Source organism: Streptomyces sp. NPDC104202 (genome assembly GCF_055584185.1).
In genome coordinates, this window is record NZ_JBVJMN010000022.1 from 72,847 (window position 1) to 98,826 (window position 25,980).

The window sequence follows — 25,980 nt, forward strand, 5'->3', positions numbered from 1 at the left end:
TACACACATGTCTCTGCTGCACGATGCCCACCGTCTGGCCCCCGTCCTGACCGCCCTGCGCCACGCACTGCACCGGGAACCGGAGCTCGGCCTGGACCTCCCGCTCACCCAGGCGAAGGTGATCGCCGCCCTCGACGGCCTGGGCCTGGAGATCACCCGGGGCGAGGCCCTCAGCTCGGTCACCGCGGTCCTGCGCGGCGGCCGCCCCGGCCCCGCCGTCCTCCTGAGGGGCGACATGGACGCCCTGCCCGTCCAGGAGGACACCGGCGTCCCGTACGCCTCGGTCCTCGACGGCCGGATGCACGCCTGCGGCCACGACCTGCACACCGCCGGACTCGTCGGCGCCGCGCACCTCCTCGCGGCCCGCCGCGACGAGCTCGCGGGGGACGTCGTCCTGATGTTCCAGCCGGGCGAGGAGGGCCAGGGCGGCGCGCGGATCATGATCGACGAAGGGGTGCTCGACGCCGCCGGAGAACGGGTCGTCGCCGCGTACGCGCTGCACGTCGTCTCCCGCGGCGCCCCGACCGGCTTCGCCGCCACCCGGCCAGGACCCATGCTCGCCGCCTCCGACACCGTGCACGTCACCGTGCGCGGCGAGGGCGGCCACGGCTCCTCGCCGCACGCCGCCACCGACCCGGTGCCCGCCCTGTGCGCGATGGTCACAGCCTTGCAGACCCTGGTCACCCGCGAGATCGACATCTTCGACCCGGCCGTCGTCACGGTCGGCCGCCTCGAAGCGGGCACCGCCGCCAACGTCATCCCCGAGTCCGGGCGCTTCTCCGCCACGGTCCGGACCTTCTCCGACGCCTCCCGCGCCACCGTCCGCACGGCGTTCGAACGGACCGTGCACGGCGTCGCCGCCGCCCACGGAGTACACGCGGAGATCGACTACGTCCACCAGTACCCGCCGACCGTCAACCACGACGGGGAGGCCGCCTTCGCGCTGGCCACCGCACGCGAGGTGCTGGGCGAGGACAGGGTCTTCGCCGCGCCCACCCCGATGGCCGGCTCCGAGGACTTCTCCTTCGTCCTGCGCGAGGTGCCGGGGGCGTTCGTCGGACTCGGCGCCTGCCCGGCCGGCACCGACCCCGCGACGGCCCCGATGAACCACTCGCCGCAGGCCGTCTACGACGACGCGGCCCTGCCCCACGCCGCCGCCCTGCTCGCCGGCCTCGCCCTCCGCCGCCTCACCCGCACCACGTCCGCCGCCGCGGCCCCCCTCGTCCCCCAGGAGTGACCATGTCCCACCCCACCGGACCGGAGGCCGGAGCGGGGCGCCCGCCCGTGCCCGCCGTCGGTGCCGTCGTCGGCCTCCTCGTGTTCTTCGAGATCACCAGCGGTGTCATCCAGACCGGCATGGCGCCGCTCCTGCCCGATCTCGCCGCGCACCTCGGCGTCGACGCCGTCGCCACCAACTGGATCGTCTCCGTGCAGCTCCTCGCCGCCGCCGTGTGCGTCCCGCTCTTCGGGCGCCTCGGCGACCTCCACGGACACCGGCGCATGCTCAGGATCGCCCTCGGGCTCATCGCCGCGGGCACCCTGATCGTCGCCCTCGCCGACAGCTACGCCCTGCTCCTCCTGGGGCGGCTGCTCCAGGGGCCGGTCGCCGCGCTGCTGCCGCTGGAGATCGCCCTCGTACGCGACCGGCTGCCGGTCGCGGGGGCCCGGCGGGCCATCGCGCTGCTCGTCGGCTCCCTCGCCCTGGGCTCCCTCGCGGGCGGCGTGGTCATGGGGGCGCTCCACTCCGCCGTGGGGGAGCTGCGGCCGGTCCTGCTGGTGCCCGCCGTCCTCGCCCTGATCTGCGTGCCCGTCTCCTTCGTGGCGGTCCCCGAGTCCGCCCACCGGGCGGGCGGCCGGGTCGACTGGCCCGGCGTGGCCCTGCTCGGCGCCGCCGTCCTCGCCCTGCTCAGCGGTGTCGGCGCGGCGGAGGACGGCGCCTGGGGCAGCCTTCCGGTCCTGGGACCGCTGCTCCTCGGCGCGGCCCTGCTGGCCGCCTGGGTCGTGGTCGAACTCCGTGCCGGGGAACCCCTGGTGGACCTGCGGGCCCTGGCCGGCCGCGAGGCCGCGCCCTTCTATCTGGGGGCCTTCCTCTTCGGCATCTTCTACTTCGGCAGCCAGGCCCCCAACGCCACCTTCTTCGCCGCCGAGCCCGCGACGGCCGGGTACGGCTTCGGGATGACCGCCCTGGCGATCTCCCTGGTCTCGCTGCCCGGGTACGTCGCCGCCGTCCTCGGCTCCTTCGCCACCGCGGCCGTGGCCCGGCGGATCGGCTACCGGCCCACCCTGGTGGCGGCGTTCGCCCTGGTGACCGCGGCGTTCCTCCAGTACGCCCTGCTGCACGACGTCGTGTGGCACATGGCGGCCGGCTCCTTCTTCCTCGGGCTCGGCATCGGCCTGGCCCTGGGCGCCATGCCCACCGTCATCGTGGAGGCGACCGAGCGGTCCCGCACGGGTGTCGCCGCCGCGCTCTACAACAACGTCAAGACCCTCGGTGGCGCGGTCGCCGGCGGCGTCTTCGCCTCGCTGCTGGGGGCGTTCACGTCCTCCGGGGGAGGGGAGCCGGCGGAGAACGGCTACCGGGCCGTCTGGCTCGTCGCCGCGGCCTGCGCCGCGCTGGCCGCCGTACTGAGCGCGCTGGCCCACCGTCAGGAGGGGGCGTCCGCGGCGACGACGGGCCCCGCGACGGGCGAGGTGGTGGACGAATTCGACCAATCGGCCAGTCGCTGATCGAAACTCGATCAATCGACAGGATTGCATTGACTCGATCATCGGTCGCACCTAGCTTCTGGCGGCACCGGACCGTCAGAAAGGTGCCGCACCGTGACCACCAGACCCATGCCCCTACGGCAGTCGATGAGCCGAGGGCTCCTCGCCGTCGTCCTCGCGCTCGGAGGGGCCGTCGCCGTCGCCGAGGCCCCCGCCTCCGCGGCGGGGGCCACCACCCACGTCGACTGCTCGCGCCCGGCCGCCGGCGACGGCGGCCAGGCGACGCCCTTCAACAGCATCGCCCAGGCCAACGGCCGGACCTACGGACCCGGTGACACGCTCGCCTTCGCCGCCGGGACCACCTGCACCGGCTCCCTCGCCCCACGGGGCAGCGGAACCGCCGCCGCCCCGATCACCCTCACCGCCTACGGCACCGGCGCCCTGCCGGTGATCGACGGCGGCGGCGCCGCGAGCGCCGTCACCCTGACCGACCAGGACCACTGGCGCATCACCGGCCTCCGGCTGACCAACCCCGCCGCCACGCTCGCCCGCCGCACCGGACTGCGGATCTCGGCCACCGACGGCACGGCGCACCGCGGCTACGACATCGGCGGCCTCGTCGTGGACCGCGTCGCCGGCCAGACGAACAAGAACGGCCCGACCACCGAGGACTTCGTCCAGTCCGCCGGCATCGTCACGGGCGCCACCGGCGCCGGCTCGACCCTCAACGACGTCCACGTCCACGACAACCGGATCTCCGACACCGGCGGCGGGGGTATCAAGGTCCGCGTGGGCTCCCTGGCGGTCAAGGGGACCGGCGTCCTCATCGAGGACAACGTGGTCAAGGACGTCGGCGGCGACGGCATCATCGCCAGCTACGCCGACGCGCCGCTCATCCAGTACAACAACGCCTCCGGCGTCGGCAACGGCGTGTACCCCTTCTCCGGCGGCAACTTCGCCGGCATCTGGGTGCTCGGCGACCACAACCCGACCATCCAGAAGAACGCCGTGTACGGCATCACCCGGATGTCCGTGGCCGACAGCCAGGCGTTCGACTGCGACTGGGGCAACACCGGCACCTGCACGATCCAGTACAACTTCAGCCGCGACAACATCGGCGGCTTCTTCCTCGACTGCGACGGCTGCGGCACCATCGGCGCCGCCCGGCAGGTCATCCGGTACAACATCTCCGAGAACGACTGCCGCATGAGCAGCGTCAGCGCCGGCCGCTCCGCCCTGCACATGTACAACAACGTCTTCTACTGCACCGACAGGAAGCTCAGCATCACGCTTCCCGACGAGAGCGTCGTCGAGAACAACATCTGGGTGGGGACCGCCGACTCCCGGCTCCCGACCGCAGTGGGCGTCTCCTGGCTCTGGAACGTCTTCCAGGGCGTTCCCCGGCCCACGGCCAACGGGATCGTCGGCGACCCGCACTTCGTGAACCCCGGGACCGGCGGCGACACCCTCCAGTCGGCCGACGGCTACCGGCTGCGCGCCACCTCCCCGGCCCTGAACAACGGCTCCGTCGTCAGTGGCAACGGAGGACGCGACTACTGGGCGAACCCGGTGTCCGGGACCGCCAAGCCGCACCGCGGCGCCTACAACGGTCCCGGCCTGTAAGCACGTTCGCCCGGTCTGTCCCTCGTGACGCGCCCTCGACGGGCCCGCTGCTCCCGCCCGACGCGAACGTGTGCGTTCCCGGCGGGAGTTCGCGGGAAGAAGTGAGGAAAGTGGAGGCGATGCGGAGAAGGTTTTAAGAAACCTTGTTGAATAACCCCTGACCCCCGGTACGGTCTTGATTTGCTCCTGCCAATCCGCACAGGGTTCTCTCGAACGTTTGACGCCCCACACGTCAACACGAGGAGAGAACCACTTCCATGGCAACTCACAAGCGATCGCGCGGTCTTCGCAACGCAGCCATAGCCGCAGGTGTGGCAGGTGCCGCCACCGTGGCCCTGCTCGCGGGCAACATCGCCGGGGCGGCCGCCCCGGCCGAAGGGACCGTGTACGGACTCGGCGCCCCCGGCGCCGTGGACGGAAGCTTCGTCGTCATCCTCGACGCATCCGCGAACAAGGAGGCCCTCGCCAAGAAGTACGGCGGGACCCTCCAGCGCTCCTACGGCTCCGAGGTCAACGGCTTCTCCGCGTCCGGCCTCACCGTCCAGGAGGCCAAGCGCCTCGCCGCCGACCCCGCCGTCGGCACGGTCGTGCAGAACAAGCGGTTCAGCATCAACGAGACCCAGGAGAAGCCCCCGTCCTGGGGCCTGGACCGGATCGACCAGGCCGAGACGGCCGGCGACGAGAAGTACACCTACCCCGACGCCGGCGGCGAGGGCGTGACCGCGTACGTCATCGACACCGGCGTCCGGATCACCCACCAGGACTTCGGCGGCCGCGCGACCCACGGCTTCGACGCCGTGGACAAGGACGACTCGGCCGACGACGGCAACGGCCACGGCACCCACGTGGCCGGCACCATCGCCGGCACCGCCCACGGCGTCGCCAAGAAGGCGAAGATCGTCGCCGTCCGCGTCCTCGACGACAACGGGTCCGGCACCACCGAGCAGGTCGTGGCGGGCATCGACTGGGTGACCGAGCACCACTCCGGTCCCTCCGTCGCCAACATGAGCCTCGGCGGCGGCGCCGACGAGGCGCTCGACGCCGCCGTCAAGCGCGCCATCGCCTCCGGCGTGACCTTCGCCGTCGCCGCCGGCAACGAGTCCTCCGACGCCGGCCAGGGCTCGCCCTCCCGGGTCCCCGAGGCCATCACCGTGGCGTCCAGCACCAAGGACGACGAGCAGTCCGACTTCTCCAACTTCGGCGCCGTGGTCGACCTCTACGCCCCCGGCTCCGACATCACCTCGGACTGGAACGACAGCGACACCGGCGTGAAGACCATCTCCGGCACGTCCATGGCCACCCCCCACGTGGTCGGCGCCGCCGCGCTCTACCTGGCCGCCCACCCGTCGGCGACCCCCGCCGAGACCGCCACGGCCCTGACCGGTGCGGCGACGGCGGACGCCATCAAGAACCCCTCCTCCGGCACCGCCAACAAGCTCCTGAAGATCACCCCCTGATCACCCCCGCACCCCAGGCACCGCAGAAGGCCCCCCACCCCGTGGGGGGCCTTCCCCGTGGCCCCCGTGCACGAGATCCCCGGACCCCCCTCTGTCGCCGGGAACCGGCCCTGGCGAGAATCTGTCCCTGAAGAAGAAGACGGCCACGGCGCCGAGGGGGACGGGGATGAGTACATGGACGGTCCCGGGATACACGGAATCCCGGGAGCTGGGCGCGGGCGCCAGCGGTCGCGTCGTGCTGGCCAGGCACGACGCCACCGGGGTGCCCGTGGCCGTGAAGTACCTGAGTGAACGGCTCCGCACGGACGAGGCGTTCGTGCACGGCTTCCGCTCCGAGGCGCGGCTGCTCGGCGCCCTGGACACCCCGTACGTCGTGGGGTTCTACGAGTACGTCGAGGCGCCCCAGGGCGCGGCCATCGTCATGGAGCTCGTGGACGGCGTCGCCCTGCGCGCCCTCCTCGCCCGGGAGGGCTCCACCGGACCCGAGGCCGCCCTCGTCGTCCTCAAGGGCTCCCTCCTCGGCCTCGCCGCCGCCCACCGGGCCGGCGTCGTGCACCGCGACTACAAGCCCGAGAACGTCCTCGTCGCCGCCGACGGCTCCTCCAAGCTGGTCGACTTCGGGATCGCCACCGGCCGCGACAGCAGGCCGGGCGTCGCCGGCACACCCGCCTACATGGCGCCCGAACAGTGGAACGGCGCACCCGCCGCACCCGCCGCCGACGTCTACGCCGCCACCGCGACGTTCTTCGAGTGCCTGACCGGACGCAAGCCGTTCGCCGGGGACAACTTCGCCGAACTCGCCCTCCAGCACCTGGAGGCGCCCGTCCCCGACGAGCAGGCGCCGGAACCCCTGCGCCCGCTCATCCGACGCGGCCTCGCCAAGACGCCCGACGAGCGGCCGGAGAACGCCGCCGCGTTCGTCAGCGAACTCGAATCGGTCGCCACCGCCGCCTACGGCCCCGACTGGGAGGAACGGGGACGCGGCCGCCTCGCCGCCCTCGCCGCGCTCCTCCCGCTGCTCTTCCCCTCCTCCGGGGGAACCGCCCAGGGCACCACCGTCCTCGCCACCACGACCCTCACCCGGCCGCCGGCCCCGCGCCGCCGCCTCCCCCGAGGGGTGCCCGCGGGGGCGGCCGCCCTCGTCCTCGCGATCCTCTTCGCCGTCGGCGCGCAGGCGGGGAGCGAGGGAGCGGAGGGGAACCGGACCGCCGCCCAGGCGTCCGCCACGACGAACACCGGGCCGAGCACGGCCCCGCCGGACCCGAGCACCGGCCCGACCCCGGCACCGACCACGACGTCCCCGTCCCCCTCGGCCTCCTCCGGGACCCCCACGCCCACCCCGACCGTCACCCCCGAGGCATCCGCCACGGACGACCCCACCACCACACCCACGACCGCCGCGCCGCCGACCGCGCCGCCCACGACCACCACCCCGCCCACGACCCCGCCGACCACCCCGCCGACCACGGCCCCGACCACGACGCCCCCGACGACGCGCCCCGTCTCCGTCCGGGCGGTCTCGGTCACGAGCCTGCGCCAGACCGGTCCGACCACCGGCGAGGCCACCGTCCGGATCACGACCGACGGCACGGGCCCGATCACCCTCCTCGTCGCCTGGTCCACCGGCGACGAGAACGGGTCGCCGGGCGCGCCGGACGGCTCGCAGAGCATCCGGCGCGAGGGCGCCACCGAGTACACCCTCACGCTCACCCACGGTTTCCGCGGCGCCGGCTGTTACTGGGGCGTCCGCGCGACCACGGACCCGGCCGCCGCGAGCGGCGGTTCCTTCCAGCAGATCTTCATCCGGCGGTGTGTGATCACATGAACGACGACGACTACAGCGCCACCGAACTCGGCAGCCACTGGTTCGAACGCCCGGAGCGGGACGCCGAGCCCGACCGCGTCGAGGGCGACGTCCTCCGCTTCGGCCCCGGGGTGACCGCGGTCGCCGCCCGCCGCGCCGAGAACACCCCGACCGCGGCCCAGATCTGGCACGGCACGCTGCCCGGGGCCCCGCTGCCGCCGCCGCCCCGCCGCCGGTGGCCGCTGCGCTACCTCCCGGCCGCCCTGATCCTCGTCGCCGTCCTGCTCTTCCTCGCCTGGCGGGAGTTCGGCCCCCAGGTCGCGGTGAGGTCCGTCGCCGTCACGGCCCCCGGCCCGGCGCTCGCCTGCGACGGCACGGCGAACGTCGTCGGCGTCGTCCGCACCGACGGCCGACCCGGCACCCTCACGTACCACTGGGAGCGCAGCGACGGCACCCGATCGGGCCCCCTGCGCGAGACGCTGGCCCGCGGCCAGGAGGAGGCGCGGCTCCACCTCCTGTGGACCTTTCACGGACCCGGCTCCCACCGGGCCGTGGCGCGCCTCGTCATCACCTCGCCCGCCTCGCACGCGGCCGAGGGGGCCTTCACGTACAGCTGCGACTGATCCTGGCGGAGAGGGCTCAGTAGACGTGTCCCACGTGGGCCAGGGCCTGCTTCAGCAGGATCCCCTGGCCGCCGGGCATCTCGCCCTGCACCGCCGCCGACGCCGCCTCCTGCGGGCTGAACCAGACCAGGTCCAGCGCGTCCTGCCGGGGGCGGCAGTCACCGGTCACGGGGACGACGTACGCCAGGGACACCGCGTGCTGACGCGGGTCGTGGTACTGCGTCACACCCGCCGTCGGGAAGTACTCGGCCACGGTGAACGGCTGCAGGGAGGACGGCACGCGCGGCAGCGCCACCGGACCGAGGTCTTTCTCCAGGTGGCGCAGCAGTGCGTCGCGGACCCGCTCGTGGTGCATGACACGGCCGGACACCAGGGTGCGGCTGATCGTGCCGTCCGCACCGATCCTCAGGAGCAGGCCGATGCTGGTGACCTCCCCGCTGTCGTCCACCCGCACGGGCACCGCTTCGACGTACAGGATCGGCATCCGGGCCCTGGCCGCGTCCAGTTCATCCGTGGTCAGCCAGCCGGGCGTGGTCTCAGTCATGTCGGACATCGCTTGATCATACTTTCCGGGCCCGTGTGCGGCCCAGGTCGTGTGTCTGCCAGCCGGGTGGAGGTTTGTTCGGCAGGTCTCGGGTTCGCTCGTCAGTTCTCGCGCGGACCGAAGATCGTACGGTCCGCCTCGGCGATCCGCAGGTCGTTGATGCTCGCCTCGCGCCGCCGCATCAGCCCGTCGGGCGCGAACTCCCACAGCTCGTTGCCGTGGCTGCGCCACCACTGGCCGTCCCCGTCGCGCCATTCGTACGTGAAGCGCACGGCGATCCTGTCCTCCGTGAACGCCCACAGGTTCTTGCGCAGCGCGTAGTCGTGCTCCTTCTCCCACTTGCGGCGCAGGAACGCCCGGATCTCCTCGCGGCCCGTCAGGAACTCGTCCCTGTTCCGCCACCACGAGTCCGGCGTGTACGCCAGGGCCACCTTCTCCGGGTCGCGGGTGTTCCAGGCGTCCTCCGCGGCGCGGACCTTGAGCGCCGCGGTCTCGGCGGTGAACGGGGGAAGCGGGGGACGGCCGGTGGTCACGCGGTGGCTCCTCGGTGTGGGTGGCGCGGACGAGACCAGCGTACGGGGCTGCCGTGCCGCATCGTCCGTGAACAGGGCCGACGAGAACGGCAGTTCGGTGAACAACGGTCCTTCCGTCCTCCCTCGCCCCCGTCACGCTCCGCGCACCCGGTCGGACAGGGGCGCCGCCTCGCGCGCCCGCCCCCGCCCCACCCCGGCCGGCCGCTACGCCGTCGCCCCCTCCGCCGCCGCGTCCCCGTCACGCGCCCCGCCCTGCCCGGGAAGCGCGGCGGGCAGGAACTGGCGGGCCTGGAGGTCGTACGCCTCACGGAACGCGCCGGTGCCGACGGCCGGGTCCATCAGCTCGGCGAACGTGCCGTGCTCGACGACCCTGCCGCCCTCCAGGACGTAGATCAGGTCGGCGTGACGGACGCTGTGCAGTCGGTGGGTGATCAGGACGGTCGTCTGCCCGGTGCCCGCGAGCCGGTGGATCTGGTCGAACACCCGCTGCTCGGCCACCGGGTCGAGGGCGCTGGTCGGCTCGTCGACGACCAGGACCTGACCGTGCCGGAACCGCGCCCGGGCCAGCCCGATCTTCTGCCACTGCCCGCCGGAGACCTCCTGGCCTCCCCGGTAGCCGCGGGCCAGCAAGGTGTCCAGCCCGCGCGGCAGTTTCGCCACGACCTCGTCGGCGCCCGCGTAGGCCGCCGCCGCGTGCACGGCGTCGTCGTCGATCGCGCTCCCCGGCCGGCCGATCCCGATGTTGACCCGCGCCGTGAAGGGCCACCGCTGGAAGTTCTGCGCCACCATCGCCACCCGTCCGAACAGGCGCGCCCGGCTGGCCTCGGCCGCGTCGACCCCGCCCCACGTCACCCGGCCCGAGCTCGGCATGTGCAGCCCGCACAGCAGCTTCGACACCGTCGTCTTCCCGGACCCGTTCGCCCCCACCAGCGCCACAGTCCTGCCTCGGGGGATCACCAGGTCCACCTCCCGCAGGGACGGCTCCTCGGCGCCCTGATAGGTGAACGTCACCTTCTCGAAGCGGATCGCGTCGAAGTCCTCCGGCACGTCCACCCCCGTCTCCGGGATCGCCCGTCGCGCCGCCTCCACGCACAGCCGCTCCAGGTCGGCGACGAAGAGCGACTCCTCCTGGATGTCGGTCACCCGCAGCACCAGATCCGTGATGCTCGCCGACCCCGCCCGGATCGCCAGCACCGCCGTGCCGCCCACCGCCAGCGCCATCTGCCCGTTCCACAGCAGCAGACCGAGCACCCCGTAGGCCGCCACGGTGGCCGCCCCGCGGGCCCCGTCGGCGAACAGCCCCGTCCGCGCCCCGATCCACGCCAGCCGGGTCTGCTCCCGCTCGCTGGTCTCCGCCATCCCCCGGAAGTGCTCCAGGAGAAACGGACCCACGTCGTGCACCCTGACCTCGCCCGCCGCCTGCTGGTCGATCAACAGCCGGCTGATCAGCTGCGCCGCACGCGCGTGCTGCACGAAACGGTGCCAACTCTCGTACCGCGCCCGGGCCATCGTCAGCGAGCCCCAGGCGCTCGGCAGCGCCATCGCGACCAGCAGCGGCAGCAACGCCACGTGCAGGACCGTCAGCACGCTCGCGGCCGCGACCAGCGAGATCGCCGACGCGACGACGGCCGTGCAGTAACCCACCATCCGCCGGGCCCCGTCCGCGCCCCACTGCGCCGAGTCCATCAGCTTGTGGAAGGCGTCGTCCTCGATCGCGTCCATCTCCACCCGGGCCACCAGACCCAGGTACCGCTCCGTGGCGACCCGTTGGACCTTGGGCTCCAGGACGCCCGTCGACGCGGTCGACGCCGACTTCAGCAGCGAGGACACGATCGCCAGCACCGACACCAGGACCAGCGACGGGAGCGCGGCCCGCAGCCGGTCGGCCAGGACGCCCGCCGCCAGCAACTCGGCCAGCAGCGCGTTCACCGCCACCAGCGAGAACGCCTGCGCCACGCCCCGGCCGACCTCGCTCACCACCACCGTGTACAGCGCGCGCCGGTCGGCCTGCCCGGCCAGCCTCACCGCGACCCCGACCTGCCGCGGAAAGCTCACCGCCATGCTCCACATGCCGAGCCGCGCCCACGTCCCGCGATGCCGGCTCCACCCCTGGTCGAAGGTGAGCTCACCGCCGAACAGCAACTGCTCCGACGCCGAGGGGGAGTTCTTGCCGGGTGCGGTCCGCCCGGGGTCGCCCGTCGTGGCCGTCATGCCTCCCACCCCCCGTCCGGGCGGGCTGAACCGAGGCGACGGACGGGACGCGGGGCCCGCCGTGCCGGCTGCACGGGGACCGGCCGGCGTCGGCCCCGGGGGACGGCGGGAGAGAGGGCGGGGGAGACAGGAAGGGGATACATGGCGGCTTCCGTTCGAGAGTGGTCCGAGACGTCGTGCCGTTCAACGAGGCACCGCCGCTCTCGAACACACGTCTTTCGGACGCGCCGCGCCCCCGTGAACAGGCGAAAGCACGTTCGTGCCGCCTACACCGACCCTTGCCCCGCCCGCCCCGCCGCCGGACCCGCCGATGACCGAAACGCCGACACCCGGCCGAGCGGGTCAGACGGCGTCGCCGGGCCAGGGAACCTCGGTCTCGACAGCCGCGGCGTAGTCGACGCCGGGAACGGAGAACCCGTACAGACGGCGGACCTCGTCGGTGAACCAGTCCAGATCCGCGAGGCCGGCGATGCTGTCGCCGTCGGCGGTCGCCCAGCGCCCGGCGACCGCGTCCTGCACGCCGGGGTCGAGCTCCCAGGTGTCGAGGCGCACCCGGCCCTCGTCGTCCGCGTCGAGGGGGCGGGCACCGGTGAGCCGGTCCCACAGGTCCACGAGCTGGCCGACGGGGGCGACCATCGCGTCGCCGAGGACGCCGCGCAGCAGCCCGACGTACAGGGCGATGCCCGGGATGGCGGTGGAGGACTGGGTGACGGCGGCCGCGTTGACCGACGTCACGGCCCGGCCCCCGACGGTCTTCGCGAGCCGCTCGTCCAGCGTGCGCGCGGTGGCCTCCAGATGGGACTTGGCCGCGCCGATCGTGCCCTGCCGGTAGATCGCGGCGGTGAGCGGCGAGCCGATGTAGGACAGGGCCGCGGTCGTGAAGCCCTGGGCGAGCAGGTTCCGGTCGCCCAGGAACGTGATCCACCGCTCCCAGTCGGCGCCGCCCATCACGGCCACGGTCTGCTCGATGTCATCGCCCTCGGCCGGCGCGGTGGTCACCTCCTTCACCTCCGGCGCACCCTCCGCGTCGAAGACCAGCGTCTTGGTCGTGTACGGCGCCCCCACCGGCCTGAGGACGGAGGAGTACACCTCCCCGCTCACCGGGTCGGTACGGCGCGGGGCGGCGACCGAGTACACCAGGAAGTCGAGCCGTCCACCGAACCGTTCGGCCAGCAGCTCCGCCACCCGCTCCTTCACCGCGTCGCCGAACGCGTCCCCGTTGACGAAGACCATGTCCCGCCCGTGCTCCCGCGCCAGCCGGGCCGTGGCGGCGGTGCGGTACCAGCCGGCCGTGCCGGTGCGCCGCGCCGGCGCCTTCTCGAAGCACACCCCGATGCCCCGGACGCCCACCCGGGCGAGACCGGCGATCGTCGCGGCCAGCCCGTACCCGGCGGACGACCCGATGACCAGCGCCACCGGCCCCTCACCGCCCGGGGCGGCCTTTCCGGGGACCGCCTCCCACATCTCGTCCACCAGCCTCCGGCAGCCGCCGGGGTGCGAGTCCAGGAAGAGGAAGCCCCGGCTCTTCGGTGCGATGACGCGTTCACTCATGGTGTGGTCCCCAGCTGTCTCGTCACGGAACGGTCCGCGGCGGCCACCTCGGCCACCCCGTTCCGTCAGTCTGCGTCCCCGCGGAGGGCCGCAATGATCTTGGCCGCGACAAGGATGCCGGGTGCACCTTGGAGGATCTCCACCATGCCGGGGCCCGCGTGATCACCGTCCGGGCCTCCACGTCCGCCGACCGGGGCCTCCTGCGCACCGGCGCCTTCACCGCTCCCTACAAAGACTCCCGGCCGTCCGTCCCGGACGCGTCGACGGCGATCCCCAGTCGCTCGGACACGGCTGTGAGGGCCGCGCCGAGGGGCAGTGCGACCCGCGTGCGGGCATGGGTGTCGCCCCGGGTGGGGTCGCGGTTCACGATCACGACGGGCGTACCGGCGTCCGCGGCCTGGCGCACGAACCGGAGGCCCGACATCACGGTCAGCGACGAACCGAGGACCAGCACCGAGGCGGCCTCCCGCACGAGGGCCCGGCACTGGTCGACGCGCCGCGGCGGGACGTTCTCGCCGAAGAACACCACGTCCGGTTTGAGGATGCCGCCGCAGAGCGCGCAGGGCACCACGCGGAAGTCGCCGACCTGCTCGTCGGTCAGATCGGCGTCGCCGTCCGGGTTCACCCCGGCGGCCACCGGAGCGAAGCCCTCGTTCGCCTGCTCCAGCCGCCGGGCCAGCTCGCGCCGGGGACTGAACACGCCGCACGACAGGCACACCACCCGGTCGAGCCCGCCGTGGAGCTCCACGACCCCGTCGCTGCCGGCCGCCTGGTGCAGCCCGTCCACGTTCTGGGTGATCACACCCGACAGCAGCCCCTGCCGGCCGAACGCCGCCACGGCCCGGTGACCCGCGTTCGGCAGGGCCCTGCCGAAGGTGCGCCACCCCAGGTGACTGCGCGCCCAGTACCTCCGCCGGGCCTGCGCCCCGCCCGTGAAGTCCTGGTACGTCATCGGGGTGTGCCGGCTCAGGCTCCCGCCTTCGCCCCGGTAGTCGGGAATCCCCGACTCCGTCGAGATCCCGGCCCCGCTCAGCACCAGCACACCGCCGGCCCTCAGCACCTCGGCCACCGGCTCCAGGTCCGTGGTGCCCGGCGGCAGGCCCTCGGTGGGCGTCCAGCTCAGAGTGGGGCGCATACGCATGCAGCCAGGGTACGAAACCACCCGCGCGAACGGCCTCCGCAGAGGCCGACGGGGTCGTAGCGGGCCGGCCGTTCCGGGCCGACCGGACGCGTGCGGCCGGGGCGCGTCCGGTGCGCGAGGGCCGTCCCGCCACCGCGCGTCACCGGGGTCGGCCCGCACATTCGTCGCCCGATCCCCCTTACCCGGCGGGGGGTTCGCGCCTTAGCCTCACCTCTGCTCGCAAGTTACCTGCCAGTCACCCTCGTGTGGGGGTGCCCCGGGCCCGGAGGTCGCCATGAGTTCCGCGCAGTACCAGCTGGAAAGCCGCCCGCACTCCGTGGCGCACCTGTTCCTTACGCGGGTCGAGGCCACCCCCGGCCGGGAGGCGTACCGGTATCCCGTGGCGGTCGAGGGCGGCGCCGAGGGCGCCGAGGAGTGGCGCTCGCTGACGTGGGCGCAGACCGCGCAGCGCGTGAAGGCGATCGCGGCCGGACTGCTCGCGCTGGGACTGCGGACGGAGGAGCGGGTCGCGATCTCGTCCTCGACGCGCGTCGAGTGGATCCTCGCCGACATGGGCGTCATGTGCGCGGGCGCGGCGGCGACCGCCGTCTATCCGAGCACCAACGGCGAGGAGACGGCGTACATCCTCGCCGACTCCGGCAGCCGCGCGATCTTCGTCGAGAACGCCGAGCAGCTGGCCAAGGTCGTCGCCCACAAGGGCGACCTGCCCGCGCTCGGATACGCGATCCTCTTCGACGCGACGGCCGGCACGGCCGGGAGCGACGGACTGGAGGTGCTCACCCTCGCCGAGCTGGAGCAGCGCGGCGCCGACCACCTCGCGCGGCACCCCGACGCCGTCGAGACGACCGTCCGGGGCATAGCCCCCGAGCAGCTCGCGACCCTCATCTACACCTCCGGCACGACCGGCCGCCCCAAGGGCGTGCGCCTGGTCCACGACTGCTGGTCGTACCAGGGCGTCGCCCAGGAGGCCACGGGCCTCGTCCTCCCCGACGACGTGCAGTTCCTGTGGCTCCCGCTGTCCCACGTCTTCGGCAAGGCGCTGATCTCCGGCCAGGTGCGGTCCGGCCACGTCATGGCCGTCGACGGCCGCATCGACCGCATCGTCACCAACCTGCCCGTCGTCCGGCCCACCGTGATGGCCTCCGCGCCCCGGGTCTTCGAGAAGGTCTACAACGGCATCGCCGCCCGGGCGCGCGCCGAGGGCGGAGCCAAGTACAGGATCTTCCTCTGGGCGGCCAAGGTCGCCCGCGACCACGCCAGGACCGGCCAGGAGCAGATGATCGCCACGGGCCGGCGCCGGGTCCCACTGTCCCTGCGCCTCCAGCACGCCCTGGCCGACCGGCTGGTCTACGGCAAGATCCGCGCGGCCTTCGGTGGCGCCCTCCGCGGCAGCGCCTCGGGCAGCGCCGCCCTCGCCCCCGACATCGGCTACTTCTTCGCCGGCGCCGGCGTCAACGTCCTGGAGGGCTACGGCCTCACCGAGACCAGCGCGGCCTGCACCGTCAACCCCGCCGACGACTTCCGCGTCGGTACCGTCGGCAAGCCCCTGCCCGGCACCGAGGTCCGCATCGCCGAGGACGGCGAGATCCTCCTGCGCGGTCCCGGCATCATGCGCGGCTACCACAACCTCCCCGACAAGACCGCCGAAGTCCTGGAGAGCGACGGCTGGTTCCGCACCGGTGACATCGGCGAGATCGACAAGGACGGCTACGTCCGGATCACCGACCGGAAGAAGGACCTCTTCAAGACCTCCGGCGGCAAGTACGTCGCCCCCACCGAGATCGAAGGGCGCTTCAAGGCCCTCTGCCCCTTCGCCAGTAACATCCTCGTCCTCGGCAACGGCCGCAACTACTGCACCGCCCTCGTCACCCTCGACGAGACCGCGATCATGCCCTGGGCCGCCTCGAACGGCCTCGCAGGCCGCCCCTACGCCGAGGTCGTCACCTCCCCGGAGGTCCACGCCCTCGTCGACGGCTTCGTCCAGCGCGTCAACGCCGACCTCCAGCGCTGGCAGACCCTCAAGAAGTTCTCCGTCCTTCCCCGCGACCTCGACGTCGAGCACGGCGAACTCACCCCCAGCCTCAAGGTCAAGCGCCCCTTCGTGGAGACTGAGTACGCCCACCTCGTCGAGGCCATGTACGAGGGCTCGCGCGAAGCCTGATCCGCCCCGGCGGTCCGGCAGGGCGGAGCAGGAGCGGTACCGGACGGCCGGAGCGGGCGTGTGAGCGGGCGGACCGGCGAGAGGACCAGGAGGCGCCCCGGCGAGCCGAGTGGACTGGACGGGCGTAGTCACCGGGCTGTCAGGCGCGCCCCCCGCTGTCAATCAAGGTTGACACGCCCCTCCTGTCAACGTACGTTGACAGCATGACCGATGCGACCGATCTCGCCGCGCGAGCCGGCGACCGCGACCCCCGGGTCGGGCTACGGGCCGTCTCCGCGCTCCGGCGACTGCTGGAACAGCTGGAAGCCGTTCAGGTGCGCAGTGCGCGCAATCAGGGCTGGTCGTGGCAGGAGATCGCCACCGAGCTGGGTGTCAGCCGGCAGGCCGTCCACAAGAAGTACGGGAGGCAGTGATGTTCGAACGCTTCACCAAGGCCGCACGCTCCACCGTCCAGGGCGCGGTCGAGCACGCCGAGCGGAGCGGCGCGGGGGCTGTCACCCCCGAGCACCTGCTCCTCGCCCTGCTCGACCGCGAGGACACCCCCGCCGCCTCCGCGCTCCACGTCCTCTGCCCGCCCGACCGCCGCCCCTCCCTCCTCTCCGCTCTCGCCGACTCCCGGCGCCGCGCCGGCCTCTCCCGCGCCGACACCCACGCCCTCGCCGACCTCGGCATCGACGTCGGCGCCATCGTCGCCCGCGTCGAGGAGTCCCACGGCCCCGGCGCCCTCTCCGCCGACCGCGAGGACCCCCGCCGCCGCTCCGGCCGACGCCCCTTCTCCCGCGACAGCAAAAACGTCCTGGAGAAGTCCCTCCGCGTCGCCCTCTCCCGCAAGGACCGCGAGATCAGCGACGCCCACCTCCTCCTCGCCCTCACCCTGACCGGCGGCGTCATCGCCGAAGCCCTCGCCGACCACGGCGTCACCTACACCTCGGTGGAGACCGCGGTCTCCACCCCGGCGACCTCCTGACGCGGGGGAGTGCCGCGTCAACACCCGCCCTCCCCCTCTCATTTGGCGCCCTCCCCGTTCGGCCACCGCCGTCGCCGCGCCTAAGCCGTCGGCGACGAGCGGCGGGCGACCGGACCCCGCACGAAGCGACGAACGCACCACTAGGCTGCGCCGATGGACCGCGCAGCCGACACACCGGATCATGACCCGATGGCCTCCGCACCCACGAACCCGCGTCGCACGACACCGGACCCCGCCACGCCGGACCGCACCCCCATCCGGCCGGCCCGCACCCGCGCGGCGGCGGTGGCGGCCGCCGTACTCACCATCGGCGCGGGGCTGGGGCTCAGGGCGGTGGCGACGGGAGACGTGGCCAAGTACGGCGGGGACGCGCTCTACACCGTCCTGCTCCTGACGCTCGTCGTCGCGGCCGCCCCGCGCCTGTCGCCCGCCCGGGCCGCCGCGATCGCGCTCGCCGCCAGCTGGACGGTCGAGCTCCTCCAGCTCAGTCCGGTGCCCGCGGAGCTCTCCCGGCGCAGCACCCTTGCCCGCCTCGTACTCGGCTCCACCTTCAACGCACCCGACCTGGCCTGGTACGCGGTCGGCGCCGTCGCGGGCCGGCTGGTCCACTCCGCGCTGCGGCGGTCCCGGCGTGGCACCGGCGGGGTCCCGCGACAGGACTGACCACCTCGTCCCGCCGGCGAAGGGGCGTCCGGGGCGATGGCGAGGCCCTCCTGGCCGTCCCGCATCTCACCAGTGGAGCGGGCGTTCTCCCCCGGCCACCCACCGCACAGCGTCAAGCACCTACGGCAGTTCAGCGCGCACCAGCGCCCGCGCGAACGGCTCGCCGGTCCGTCGCGCGTACGTCATCCGCTCGCGCACCTCGCTGAGCGTGCGCGGACGGTAGCCCGGCCCGCCGCAGCAACTCTTGCGGAAGCGGACGCCGGCATGCAGGAGGACCGAGAGGGTCCGCCAGGCGGCGGTGTCGCGGCGCCGGGGAGTGGCGAAGGCGGAGCCCACGTGGATGAGCGGCCGGGCGCAGCGCGGGCAGAGCCGTGCGTGGTCGCCGAGGTAGGGCTGCTTGTAGGAGGCCCGGCAGGGCAGGCAGACGTAGGAGGTCTTCGCGTGGGCCATGTAGGCCAGGGTACGGAGGGCCCGCGAGGAACTCGACCGGGTTTCCCCGTCGGCCGGTCGGGCCGAGACGACAGGCTCAGTACCACGGGCGGGCGTCGGGGGTGGGCAGGGGACGGAGGGTGGGCCGGCGTTCGAGGAGGCGGTTGACGAGGGCGGAGCTGAGGCGGCCGACGGAGCGCAGGTGGTCGTGGTTGCGCGTCATGTCGGCGACGACGCCGAGGCGGTGGACGAGCCGTTCGCGCGCCGAGACGTCGCCCTGGACGAAGTCCTCGGCGGGCACGCGGGCGAGCTGGTCGACGGTGCCGCGATGGGTTCGCTCGACGAGCGCGTCGCCCTGGATCAGCCAGGCCGCGCACGCGTCGGCGAGGTCACCGGGGACGTCCCTGCCGGTGAGGCCGCGCCAGGTGGCCCGGTAGACGTCCTCGACCTCGGCGAGCGGCGCGGCCGTGACCGACAGGGCACACCAGCAAGTGGGAAAGCCGATGCGGAAGTAGGCGAGCTCGATGAGGCCGTTGCCGAGCGAAGCCCGCTCGAAGTCGACGAAGCGGACGCCGTCGGCGGTGCGGAGGTCGTTGCACGGGCAGGGGTCGCCGTGCAGGAGCGCGTGATGCGGCGCAGGGGTCCAACCGGTCCAGGAGATCGGCGAGTTCTCGAGGAGCAGTGGTCGGTACGGGCACGTCGAGCGCCCTGGCCAGGCCGAGGAACGACTCCGCGTCGGCCGCCGTCGGCCCCGACCAGACCGGCAGCGCGCCCGCGTCGGCGGGACCGGTCAGGGCGTGCAGCCGGGCGAGCGACTCCGCGTACGCGGGCATCCAGTCGTCCGTCCTTCCGAGGTCCTCCACGTGTTCGAGGACCATCACCCGCGCGGAAGCGTCCGTGGCGAGCAGCGCGGGAGCCACGGCAGGCCCCGAGGCGCGCCCCGCCAGCCGCAGGCCCTCGACCTCCCGCTCGAAGCGCGTGTGCGCGTCGGCGTCGGTGTCCCCGTCGTCGGTGACCTGCTTGACGATCACCGGCCGCCCGTCCGAGAGCCGGACGCGCCAGACCCGCGACCGCGGACTGCTGTCCAGCAGCTCGGCCTTCTCGGGGGTGCCCACGGCGGCGAGCAGGGCCTCATCGAACGGGCCACGGTTCACCATGCCGCCGAGCCCAGCCGCACCGTCGCCCGCGCCGATCAGTGCCCTGACCTCGGAGAATCCTTCTCGAAGCGCGTGAGTGTGCCGAGAAGTACGAGGCGACCAGGGATCCCGGCCGGACAGCGGCCACCGGTGAGGCGATAGGTGCGATGCGACCGGCCAGGCCGGCGCTGTCATCCGTCGGCCCGCGAACCCTCCAGCGACAGCGCGAAGTCCGCGAGCACCCGGAAGTCGTCCGGACGGAGCCCGATCCGTGGATCGACGTGGTGAAGAAGGCTGCGGGAGGCGGTACGGTGCGCGGCCACGTACGCCGTGTCCCGCCCGCTCAGCTCGTCGTCCACCCAGGCGAAGGGCCGCCCTTCCGCGTACTCCAGCAGGGGAGCCGTCTTCCAGTGCAAGCCGTCCGCCCGTTCCTGGAACAGGGACGCACCGAAGTCGACGAACGGCAGCTCGGGCAGGCCGACCACCGGAGCGATCCAGCGATTGGCCTCCGCCATCCATGTGGTGGCCCAACAGAGTTCGTACCCGAGAGCGAGCAACTCGCCCCCATGGTGCGGGTTGAGCCAGACGCGCAAGGGGCGCCGACGACGGGACGTCGGCTGGGGCCCGTCTTCCGAGGCGTCGCCACCCCGCGGCACCCTGATGGTGGTGTATCCGGCCGGCCGTCGTTCGGGCTGCGCCGCATAGGGGTTGAGTGGCCCGTCGACGTCCAGGAACAACAGGGGTCGACTCATGGTCCGCCTCGCCCCCGCTCGTGATCGCTCGTGCGGCGAGGAGCTCAGCCCCAGTCCTGCAACTGCTGGAGCAGGTCGGCGTCGCCCTCCCTCCGCAGCGAACCGGCCGGGATGCGCATGTACATGAGCAGGGCCATCTCGCTCGCCGTGCCGTAGACGGCGGCGGTGGGCTTGCTCTCGGCGATCTCCGCCGCGGTCAGGCGGGTGAAGCGGGAACCGGCGGCGTCCACCGTCTGGCGCCAGGAGCCGGCCTCGGCTGCGTGGTAGTCCATGGTGGCGGGCTCGCCCGGCCACGGGACCGTGCCGGTGCAGACGGTGGCGAGGAACTCCTCGATGGCGTCGCCCGCCTCGATCGCCGGAAGCTCCTGCGGGGTGCCGGCGGCCAGCTGGGCGTCGTAGGTGTGGATCAGCGACTCCGGGACGCGGCGGCGCGCCACGGCGGCCACCGTGTGCGGCGAGGCCAGTGGCTCCCACCAGGCCCAGCAGCCCCGCTCCGGGCCTGCCTCCCGCAGAGCGGCGAGCAGCTGCTCCGTCGAGTCGGCCAGCCAGGCTATGAGCGCCTCGCGCTCCCTGGGCGCCGCCAGCCCGTCCTTGCTCGGCCGCTCGTCGCCCGGAGCCGTGTTCAGCACGATGAAGGCCCAGAAGCGGTCCCCCTCGCTGAGGTGGTTCGCCAGGTCGTACAGCGTCCAGCCCGGGCAGGACGGAACATCGGCGTCGAGGCTGGGGGCAGCGGCGACGGCGGCGCGGAACGCGGCGGACCGTTCGTCGATCATCCGCAGCAGGGTGGTGAAGGAGAGTTGATCAGTCACCTGGACCTTGTACCACCCGGACCGGGACCCCCGCACTCGATTAAGTTCCCCCAACACACCCACTGCCGGGCACTCTTGGACGTCGCCCGCCCTGGCATCGCCGGATGTCGTGTGAGTGGGTGCCGAAGCCCCATGTCTGGTCCGTGGGGATGCGATGTGCCTGCGCCCAGGGGCTCCACGGGCAGCTCCCCGGGGGCTCCGCCGCCGTGCGGCGAATCGCCCGGATCGAGAGCCGGCTTCCCGTTCCCTTCACCAGTCCCGGCCGGAGGTGAGCTCCTCCGCGTCGGCGTCCGTGAAGCCGTACGCGGACGCGACGAAGCAGAACTCCTCGCAGATCCACTCGCGCGCCACCGTCTCGATCTCGCTCCCCGCTGCCTCGAACTCCTCCTCCAGCAGGTTGAACTCCTCCGTCGCGGCGTGGGTAAGGGCGTACAGGCCGGCCGGCTCCGTCGGCCGCTCGGCCTCGATGCGCTCGCACAGCCGCAGCAGGATCGCCTTCCCGCGGTCGACGACGGGATGCGGGAAGTACGGGTCCTCGTACATGTCCCGCAGGAACGAGTGCCCCGCTATCCGCTGGTTGGTGATCGACATGTCGCTACCCTGCCTTCGCGAAGAGCTGATGCCCCGATCATGCACAGCGCCACTGACAACGACGCCGCCTGCGCCGGTCGGACCCCTCGCCACCAGGGCCTCAGCGGCCTGCCCTAGAAGATGCCGGCCCCGGTGCGGCGGCCCGTCGTTCCGTCGAGGATCTCGCGGAGCCACGGCGTACGGACGGCGGGCAGCCGGGCGAGGGTGGCGTGGAAGGTGCTGGAGTCGACGCGGAAGGGGTAGTGGCGGCGGGGTGGGCCCGGGGGGTAGTCGTCGCGGGCGACGCCGACGGGCAAGCGGCCCCCGGTCGGACGGGGCAGGTACGGCTCGGGGAAGGTCATCGACTTCCATATGCCGAAGGGCAGAGGCACTCGGTAGGCGGAGGTGGCCGGTCCGCTCGGGGACCACATCCGGCCGGACTGGAAATGGACGGGGACGAGGAGGATGTCGGCATCCGTGTCCGGGTCCGGCAGACCAGGGCCCGCGAGGTCGGCGTGCCGGGCCGGGGGGCCCGGGGGCAGCAGGGTGTCGAGGGCACGCCGGAACACCTCGGCCGTCAGGCCGTCCGGGACGGATACCCGCTGTCCCTCCGATGCCACGAGGAGGTGGGCGAGGGCACGGCCGGCGGCGGCTTCCCAGGCGGGGCTCCACGACGACCACCACCTCTCCTCGGCCGAGGGGCATCCCCAGTGCGTCAGCGGCTCGAAGGGCGGCGTGCCCTCCCCGTCCATCAGCTCGCCCCAGGACGCCAGGGAAACCTCGACACCTTCGACACGACGACGGCGTACGCCGGTCGGGTCGAGCCACACCGCCTGCCACAGCGAGCAGTCGTCGATCCGCGTCGCGACCGGCCGTCCGCAGGCCGCGCACCCCATGTTCGGGCCGGCCGCCCCGTCGAGGCCGCAGCAGTACTGGCTCCCGCGGTTCTCCGGCAGCAACACGGTGCCGTGGGCCTCACCCGGCGCGATGACGACGGCTCCGGGCGGATTGTCCGAGACCGAGTGGACCGGCGCGTACAGGCCGCGGGCCTCGGCCTCGCCGGCGTCGAGATCCGCCCACCTCCGCCGCGGCGGCCCCCAGGGCTCCGCCTCCACGGCGAAGGTGCCCGGTTCCATGAGCACGGGGAGCTGGATCCCGTTGCCGAACTTCTGGTGAGCGTGGACCGGCAGGTCTACCTGGGACAAGGGGCCGGTCAGCTCGGCGCCACACCCCGCACACACGAAAACGAACAAACGTCCTCCGCCTGGAAAGGGGTGCATCATCGCACGGCCGCTCGCCTCGCTGAGCAACCGCAACCGTCGTGCCACCGTCGCGCACCCACCGCCACTCCCGGACCCCGGAAGCCCGTGCCGGCGGCTTCGCCCGGCTACATGGCTTCGACGAACGGCGTCCGCCACTCCGGCCGCGGGTCGGCACCGAGAGACGTCCAGTACTCCGTCCCCCGTACGATCACCCCGTCACGGACGGTCCAGAACGACGCCGCACGGAACACCCCGACGCCCTCGTGGGGGACCTCGACCTCGGAGACCACCTGCTCCCCGTCGGCCACGATCCGCAGGACCCGGATCGACCAGCCCTCCGGATACCCGCGGTTCACCGCGACGTAGTTCCCGCCACCCACCATGCGTTCACCACTCACCGGCCACTCGACGACCGCATCCTCCGCGACCAGCCCGGCGACACCGTCCCAGTCACGCGCCTGGATCCGGTCCCACAGCGCTTCCACCACTCTCAACGGCTCCATGGGGGCCCACCTTGTCAGACGCGTCCCCCGCCAGGCGGACGAGTGCCAGCGCCGTCTCCCGGTGAACCCTGCGCCGATGTCGCCGACTTGTGCCACGCATGGGAGCAGGCGCCCTTGCAGTACGTCTCCCGTCGGCGGGTGTCCGCGACGGAGAAGACCGCGACGAGGACGCGGAAGGCCGTGATGTGTTCGTCTTCGGGGAGGCTGGTGAAGCCGTAGCGCGGAGGGTTCATGCAGATCATCACCGCCGGGTTGGCCGTGCGCTTCACCCCTGACCTGGCGACGCCCGCGCGCCCGTCCTCCGCCGTGATGTGCGCCTGCATCGTGTAACCGATGACCTGTTGCAGCACGGTGTGGCGCTCGGCCGCTGACAGACCGGTGAACCATGCCGTTCCGTCCTCCGGCGCCCGGAGTTCCTGCGCGATTTCGTTGACCATGCGTTCGGTCTGGCGGATGAGGGCCAGCTCCTCCTCGTCGTACCGCAGCATGGGCCCATCCTTCCAGAGCGCGAAACGGCCAGTGGGCGAGTAGGCGAGAGCCCGGGGTGTGCGTGGTGGCGGTCGCCGCCGTATCGCCCTCACCCCCATCCCCCTACCCCTCATCACGCCCCGTCGCCGCCCCCACCTCCGTCGCCGTGTCGACAAGGCGTCGTAGCCACACATGGGCGGGGTCGTCGGTGACGCTTCCGTGCCAGAGGGCGCTGACCGTGTAGGTGGGCATGGGGAGGGGTGGGGTTGTGGGAGTGAGGTCGAGCAGGTGGGCGTAGACGGTGGCGGCGTGGGTGGGGACGGTGGCGAGGGCGGGGAGGGTGGCGAGTTGGAGGGCGGCTCCGGCGAAGTGGGTGGTGGAGGCGATGACGCGGCGGTCGAGGCCGCGGGCCTCCAGGAGGTCGTCGACGATGCCGCGCCGGCCGTCGTAGGAGATCAGCAGGTGGGGGTGGGCGAGGTAGTCGTCGAGGGTGAGCGGGGTGCGCAAAGAGAGGAGGCGGGGGTTGAAGAGGCAGGTGTAGTCGGAGGTGAAGAGGGCGCGGCTGCGGTGCTCGGCGCGGTGTGCGGGGGCCGCGGCGATGCCGAGGTCGATCTCGGAGCGGTCGATCATGTCGGCGACGGTGTTGCGGCTGGCCTGGCGTACGGCGAGACGGATGCCGGGCAGGGTCGACATGGCTTCCAGGAGGCGGGGCAGCAGGGCCGCCTCCAGGTCGTCGGACATGCCGAGGGAGAAGGTCCGGCGGGCGGTGGCCGGGTCGAACGGGTCCCGGTCGGTCACCGCTCCGTGGATCAGGCCGAGTGCGGGTTCCACGCGCCGGGCCAGTTCGACGGCGCGCGGAGTGGGCTCGACGCCGCTGCGGGTGCGGGTGAACAGCTCGTCGTCGAAGAGGACCCGCAGGCGTCCCAGGGCGGCGCTCGTGGCGCCCTGGCTGAGGTGGAGCGCGGCGGCGGCCCGGGTGACGCTGCGCTCGCGCAGGAGGGCGGCGAAGACGACCAGCAGATTGAGGTCGGCTTTCCTGAATTCGGTCTCGTAGATGTCGATCATCGCGACAATCAGTTTGCCGGATGGCGAGTGCCGTTTCTAGCGTCGGACCATGACGCCTTCTCCCGCTGAGTCCGCCCGCACCATGACCGTCGCCGTCGTCCAGGCGGCCGCGCCCCTCTTCGACACGCCCGCCGCCGTCGCGAAGGCGGAGGCACTCGTCCGCGAGGCCGCGGGGAGGGGCGCCGAGGTGATCGTGCTGCCCGAGGCGTTCATCGGCGGGTACCCCAAGGGGCTGGACTTCGGCATCACCGTCGGCAGCCGCACACCGGCCGGCCGCGAACTCTTCCGCCGCTACCACGCCGCCGCCATCGAGGTCCCGGGCCCCGAGGTCGAGGCCCTCGCCGCCGTCACCCGGGAGCTGAACGTCCACGCCGTCATCGGCGCCGTCGACCGCCAGGGCGGCACCCTCTACTGCGTCGCCCTCTTCCTCGGCCCCGACGGCTACCTCGGCCTCCACCGCAAGCTCATGCCCACGGCGGCCGAGCGCTACCTGTGGGGCCAGGGCGACGGCTCCACCCTCCCCGTCGTCGACACCGGCGCCGCCCGCCTCGGCTCGGCCATCTGCTGGGAGAACTACATGCCGCTCCTGCGTACCGCCATGTACGCCAAGGGTGTCGACCTCTGGTGCGCGCCCACCGTCGACGACCGCGACTCCTGGCAGGCCACGATGCGCCACATCGCCCTCGAAGGCCGCTGCTTCGTCCTGGGCGCCAACCAGTTCCTGCGGCGCGACGCCTTCCCCGCCGACCTCCACCCCGTCCAGGGGGACGCCCCCGACACCGTCCTCGTCAACGGTGGCTCCGTCATCGTCTCCCCTCTCGGCGAGGTCCTCGCCGGCCCCCTCCGCGACGGCGAGGGCATCCTCACCGCCGACATCGATCTCGACGACCTCGTCCGCGCCCGCTTCGACCTCGACGCCACCGGCCATTACGCCCGGCCCGACGTCTTCACCCTCCACGTCGACGAATCCGTGCGCGGCAACGTGACTTCTCTCTGACGAGC

Annotated in this window: 24 protein-coding genes and 1 pseudogene; 11 read left to right on the forward strand and 14 right to left on the reverse strand. The window is 73.0% G+C overall.

The genetic code is table 11. The features are described from left to right. Positions 1 to 7: 7 nt before the first annotated feature. The 6 genes from ACZ60W_RS16805 to ACZ60W_RS16830 all read left to right on the forward strand — a co-directional run bounded on the left by ACZ60W_RS16805 (position 8) and on the right by ACZ60W_RS16830 (position 8,213). Complete coding sequence (locus ACZ60W_RS16805; protein ID WP_469756071.1) at positions 8 to 1,237, forward strand: M20 metallopeptidase family protein; 1,230 nt, start codon at positions 8 to 10, stop codon at positions 1,235 to 1,237. 2 nt (positions 1,238 to 1,239) lie between these two features. Beyond that, positions 1,240 to 2,727 carry an MFS transporter gene (locus tag ACZ60W_RS16810; RefSeq protein WP_469756072.1) on the forward strand — a complete coding sequence of 496 codons (1,488 nt, stop codon included), beginning with the start codon at positions 1,240 to 1,242 and terminating at the stop codon, positions 2,725 to 2,727. 126 nt (positions 2,728 to 2,853) lie between these two features. Next, a complete protein-coding gene (locus tag ACZ60W_RS16815) occupies positions 2,854 to 4,329 on the forward strand; it encodes a right-handed parallel beta-helix repeat-containing protein (RefSeq protein WP_469756099.1) in 1,476 nt (491 codons plus the stop codon). A gap of 257 nt (positions 4,330 to 4,586) precedes the next feature. Beyond that, positions 4,587 to 5,786 carry a S8 family peptidase gene (locus ACZ60W_RS16820; RefSeq protein ID WP_469756073.1) on the forward strand — a complete coding sequence of 400 codons (1,200 nt, stop codon included), beginning with the start codon at positions 4,587 to 4,589 and terminating at the stop codon, positions 5,784 to 5,786. A gap of 166 nt (positions 5,787 to 5,952) precedes the next feature. After that, entirely contained in the window at positions 5,953 to 7,611 is a 1,659-nt protein-coding gene (locus ACZ60W_RS16825) for a serine/threonine-protein kinase (protein WP_469756074.1), read from the forward strand. Next, complete coding sequence (locus ACZ60W_RS16830) at positions 7,608 to 8,213, forward strand: hypothetical protein (protein WP_469756075.1); 606 nt, start codon at positions 7,608 to 7,610, stop codon at positions 8,211 to 8,213. The genes ACZ60W_RS16825 and ACZ60W_RS16830 overlap by 4 nt, the downstream gene beginning before the upstream one ends. 16 nt (positions 8,214 to 8,229) lie before the next feature. Here the strand turns inward: ACZ60W_RS16830 and ACZ60W_RS16835 are convergent, their stop codons facing one another. The 5 genes from ACZ60W_RS16835 to ACZ60W_RS16855 form a co-directional block, all read right to left on the reverse strand. Continuing rightward, positions 8,230 to 8,757 carry an NUDIX hydrolase family protein gene (locus ACZ60W_RS16835; protein WP_469756100.1) on the reverse strand — a complete coding sequence of 176 codons (528 nt, stop codon included), beginning with the start codon at positions 8,755 to 8,757 and terminating at the stop codon, positions 8,230 to 8,232. A gap of 101 nt (positions 8,758 to 8,858) precedes the next feature. Then, entirely contained in the window at positions 8,859 to 9,290 is a 432-nt protein-coding gene (locus ACZ60W_RS16840; protein ID WP_469756076.1) for a nuclear transport factor 2 family protein, read from the reverse strand. Between the two features lie 204 nt (positions 9,291 to 9,494). Next, positions 9,495 to 11,501, reverse strand: coding sequence for an ATP-binding cassette domain-containing protein (locus ACZ60W_RS16845; protein WP_469756077.1), 2,007 nt, complete (start codon positions 11,499 to 11,501; stop codon positions 9,495 to 9,497). Between the two features lie 342 nt (positions 11,502 to 11,843). Then, complete coding sequence (fabV, locus tag ACZ60W_RS16850; RefSeq protein WP_469756078.1) at positions 11,844 to 13,052, reverse strand: enoyl-[acyl-carrier-protein] reductase FabV; 1,209 nt, start codon at positions 13,050 to 13,052, stop codon at positions 11,844 to 11,846. Between the two features lie 226 nt (positions 13,053 to 13,278). Next, on the reverse strand, positions 13,279 to 14,193 hold the full coding sequence (locus tag ACZ60W_RS16855; RefSeq protein ID WP_469756079.1) for an NAD-dependent protein deacetylase: 915 nt from the start codon (positions 14,191 to 14,193) through the stop codon (positions 13,279 to 13,281). A gap of 274 nt (positions 14,194 to 14,467) precedes the next feature. Here ACZ60W_RS16855 and ACZ60W_RS16860 point away from each other — a divergent pair, with 274 nt between their 5' ends. The 4 genes from ACZ60W_RS16860 to ACZ60W_RS16875 all read left to right on the forward strand — a co-directional run bounded on the left by ACZ60W_RS16860 (position 14,468) and on the right by ACZ60W_RS16875 (position 17,984). After that, on the forward strand, positions 14,468 to 16,354 hold the full coding sequence (locus tag ACZ60W_RS16860) for an AMP-dependent synthetase/ligase (protein WP_469756080.1): 1,887 nt from the start codon (positions 14,468 to 14,470) through the stop codon (positions 16,352 to 16,354). 203 nt (positions 16,355 to 16,557) lie between these two features. Further along, positions 16,558 to 16,767: a helix-turn-helix domain-containing protein gene (locus tag ACZ60W_RS16865; RefSeq protein ID WP_030315760.1), complete on the forward strand. Its 210-nt coding sequence runs from the start codon at positions 16,558 to 16,560 to the stop codon at positions 16,765 to 16,767. Then, on the forward strand, positions 16,767 to 17,321 hold the full coding sequence (locus ACZ60W_RS16870) for a Clp protease N-terminal domain-containing protein (protein WP_469756081.1): 555 nt from the start codon (positions 16,767 to 16,769) through the stop codon (positions 17,319 to 17,321). Before ACZ60W_RS16865 ends, ACZ60W_RS16870 begins: the two co-directional genes overlap by 1 nt. Positions 17,322 to 17,510: 189 nt before the next feature. Next, entirely contained in the window at positions 17,511 to 17,984 is a 474-nt protein-coding gene (locus tag ACZ60W_RS16875) for a ribosomal maturation YjgA family protein (protein WP_469756082.1), read from the forward strand. A 120-nt stretch (positions 17,985 to 18,104) separates the two neighbouring features. Here ACZ60W_RS16875 and ACZ60W_RS16880 read toward each other — a convergent pair whose 3' ends face one another. The 9 genes and pseudogenes from ACZ60W_RS16880 to ACZ60W_RS16920 all read right to left on the reverse strand — a co-directional run bounded on the left by ACZ60W_RS16880 (position 18,105) and on the right by ACZ60W_RS16920 (position 24,978). After that, the gene (locus tag ACZ60W_RS16880) at positions 18,105 to 18,434 is read right to left on the reverse strand and encodes a deoxyxylulose-5-phosphate synthase (RefSeq protein WP_469756083.1); all 330 of its coding nucleotides are present in this window, start codon (positions 18,432 to 18,434) and stop codon (positions 18,105 to 18,107) included. A gap of 76 nt (positions 18,435 to 18,510) precedes the next feature. Beyond that, positions 18,511 to 19,570 (reverse strand): annotated as a pseudogene (locus ACZ60W_RS16885) (phosphotransferase). A 170-nt stretch (positions 19,571 to 19,740) separates the two neighbouring features. Continuing rightward, positions 19,741 to 20,301, reverse strand: coding sequence for a hypothetical protein (locus tag ACZ60W_RS16890; RefSeq protein ID WP_469756084.1), 561 nt, complete (start codon positions 20,299 to 20,301; stop codon positions 19,741 to 19,743). A 44-nt stretch (positions 20,302 to 20,345) separates the two neighbouring features. Next, the gene (locus tag ACZ60W_RS16895) at positions 20,346 to 21,110 is read right to left on the reverse strand and encodes a maleylpyruvate isomerase family mycothiol-dependent enzyme (RefSeq protein ID WP_469756085.1); all 765 of its coding nucleotides are present in this window, start codon (positions 21,108 to 21,110) and stop codon (positions 20,346 to 20,348) included. Positions 21,111 to 21,359: 249 nt separating this feature from the next. Then, positions 21,360 to 21,701, reverse strand: a complete 342-nt coding sequence (locus ACZ60W_RS16900; RefSeq protein ID WP_469756086.1) for a DUF5713 family protein — start codon at positions 21,699 to 21,701, stop codon at positions 21,360 to 21,362. A gap of 113 nt (positions 21,702 to 21,814) precedes the next feature. Then, a complete protein-coding gene (locus ACZ60W_RS16905) occupies positions 21,815 to 22,933 on the reverse strand; it encodes a hypothetical protein (protein ID WP_469756087.1) in 1,119 nt (372 codons plus the stop codon). Positions 22,934 to 23,067: 134 nt separating this feature from the next. After that, the gene (locus ACZ60W_RS16910) at positions 23,068 to 23,445 is read right to left on the reverse strand and encodes a nuclear transport factor 2 family protein (RefSeq protein WP_469756088.1); all 378 of its coding nucleotides are present in this window, start codon (positions 23,443 to 23,445) and stop codon (positions 23,068 to 23,070) included. A gap of 14 nt (positions 23,446 to 23,459) precedes the next feature. Continuing rightward, positions 23,460 to 23,933: a DUF5958 family protein gene (locus ACZ60W_RS16915; RefSeq protein ID WP_469756089.1), complete on the reverse strand. Its 474-nt coding sequence runs from the start codon at positions 23,931 to 23,933 to the stop codon at positions 23,460 to 23,462. A gap of 103 nt (positions 23,934 to 24,036) precedes the next feature. After that, positions 24,037 to 24,978 (reverse strand): LysR family transcriptional regulator, encoded by a 942-nt coding sequence (locus ACZ60W_RS16920; RefSeq protein ID WP_469756090.1) that lies wholly within the window; start codon positions 24,976 to 24,978, stop codon positions 24,037 to 24,039. A 49-nt stretch (positions 24,979 to 25,027) separates the two neighbouring features. Between ACZ60W_RS16920 and ACZ60W_RS16925 the strand changes: the two genes are divergently transcribed. Next, a complete protein-coding gene (locus tag ACZ60W_RS16925; protein WP_469756091.1) occupies positions 25,028 to 25,975 on the forward strand; it encodes a nitrilase-related carbon-nitrogen hydrolase in 948 nt (315 codons plus the stop codon). The last annotated feature ends 5 nt before the right edge of the window (positions 25,976 to 25,980 follow it).

Bases quoted from the DNA above. Each gene is read 5' to 3' on its own strand.
- ACZ60W_RS16805 (WP_469756071.1), top strand. From the start codon at position 8: ATGTCTCTGCTGCACGATGCCCACCGTCTGGCCCCCGTCCTGACCGCC.
- ACZ60W_RS16810 (WP_469756072.1), top strand. From the start codon at position 1,240: ATGTCCCACCCCACCGGACCGGAGGCCGGAGCGGGGCGCCCGCCCGTG.
- ACZ60W_RS16815 (WP_469756099.1), top strand. From the start codon at position 2,854: ATGAGCCGAGGGCTCCTCGCCGTCGTCCTCGCGCTCGGAGGGGCCGTC.
- ACZ60W_RS16820 (WP_469756073.1), top strand. From the start codon at position 4,587: ATGGCAACTCACAAGCGATCGCGCGGTCTTCGCAACGCAGCCATAGCC.
- ACZ60W_RS16825 (WP_469756074.1), top strand. From the start codon at position 5,953: ATGAGTACATGGACGGTCCCGGGATACACGGAATCCCGGGAGCTGGGC.
- ACZ60W_RS16830 (WP_469756075.1), top strand. From the start codon at position 7,608: ATGAACGACGACGACTACAGCGCCACCGAACTCGGCAGCCACTGGTTC.
- ACZ60W_RS16835 (WP_469756100.1), bottom strand. From the start codon at position 8,757: ATGACTGAGACCACGCCCGGCTGGCTGACCACGGATGAACTGGACGCG.
- ACZ60W_RS16845 (WP_469756077.1), bottom strand. From the start codon at position 11,501: ATGACGGCCACGACGGGCGACCCCGGGCGGACCGCACCCGGCAAGAAC.
- fabV (WP_469756078.1), bottom strand. From the start codon at position 13,052: ATGAGTGAACGCGTCATCGCACCGAAGAGCCGGGGCTTCCTCTTCCTG.
- ACZ60W_RS16855 (WP_469756079.1), bottom strand. From the start codon at position 14,193: ATGCGTATGCGCCCCACTCTGAGCTGGACGCCCACCGAGGGCCTGCCG.
- ACZ60W_RS16860 (WP_469756080.1), top strand. From the start codon at position 14,468: ATGAGTTCCGCGCAGTACCAGCTGGAAAGCCGCCCGCACTCCGTGGCG.
- ACZ60W_RS16865 (WP_030315760.1), top strand. From the start codon at position 16,558: ATGACCGATGCGACCGATCTCGCCGCGCGAGCCGGCGACCGCGACCCC.
- ACZ60W_RS16870 (WP_469756081.1), top strand. From the start codon at position 16,767: ATGTTCGAACGCTTCACCAAGGCCGCACGCTCCACCGTCCAGGGCGCG.
- ACZ60W_RS16875 (WP_469756082.1), top strand. From the start codon at position 17,511: ATGGCCTCCGCACCCACGAACCCGCGTCGCACGACACCGGACCCCGCC.
- ACZ60W_RS16880 (WP_469756083.1), bottom strand. From the start codon at position 18,434: ATGGCCCACGCGAAGACCTCCTACGTCTGCCTGCCCTGCCGGGCCTCC.
- ACZ60W_RS16890 (WP_469756084.1), bottom strand. From the start codon at position 20,301: ATGAGTCGACCCCTGTTGTTCCTGGACGTCGACGGGCCACTCAACCCC.
- ACZ60W_RS16900 (WP_469756086.1), bottom strand. From the start codon at position 21,701: ATGTCGATCACCAACCAGCGGATAGCGGGGCACTCGTTCCTGCGGGAC.
- ACZ60W_RS16910 (WP_469756088.1), bottom strand. From the start codon at position 23,445: ATGGAGCCGTTGAGAGTGGTGGAAGCGCTGTGGGACCGGATCCAGGCG.
- ACZ60W_RS16915 (WP_469756089.1), bottom strand. From the start codon at position 23,933: ATGCTGCGGTACGACGAGGAGGAGCTGGCCCTCATCCGCCAGACCGAA.
- ACZ60W_RS16920 (WP_469756090.1), bottom strand. From the start codon at position 24,978: ATGATCGACATCTACGAGACCGAATTCAGGAAAGCCGACCTCAATCTG.
- ACZ60W_RS16925 (WP_469756091.1), top strand. From the start codon at position 25,028: ATGACGCCTTCTCCCGCTGAGTCCGCCCGCACCATGACCGTCGCCGTC.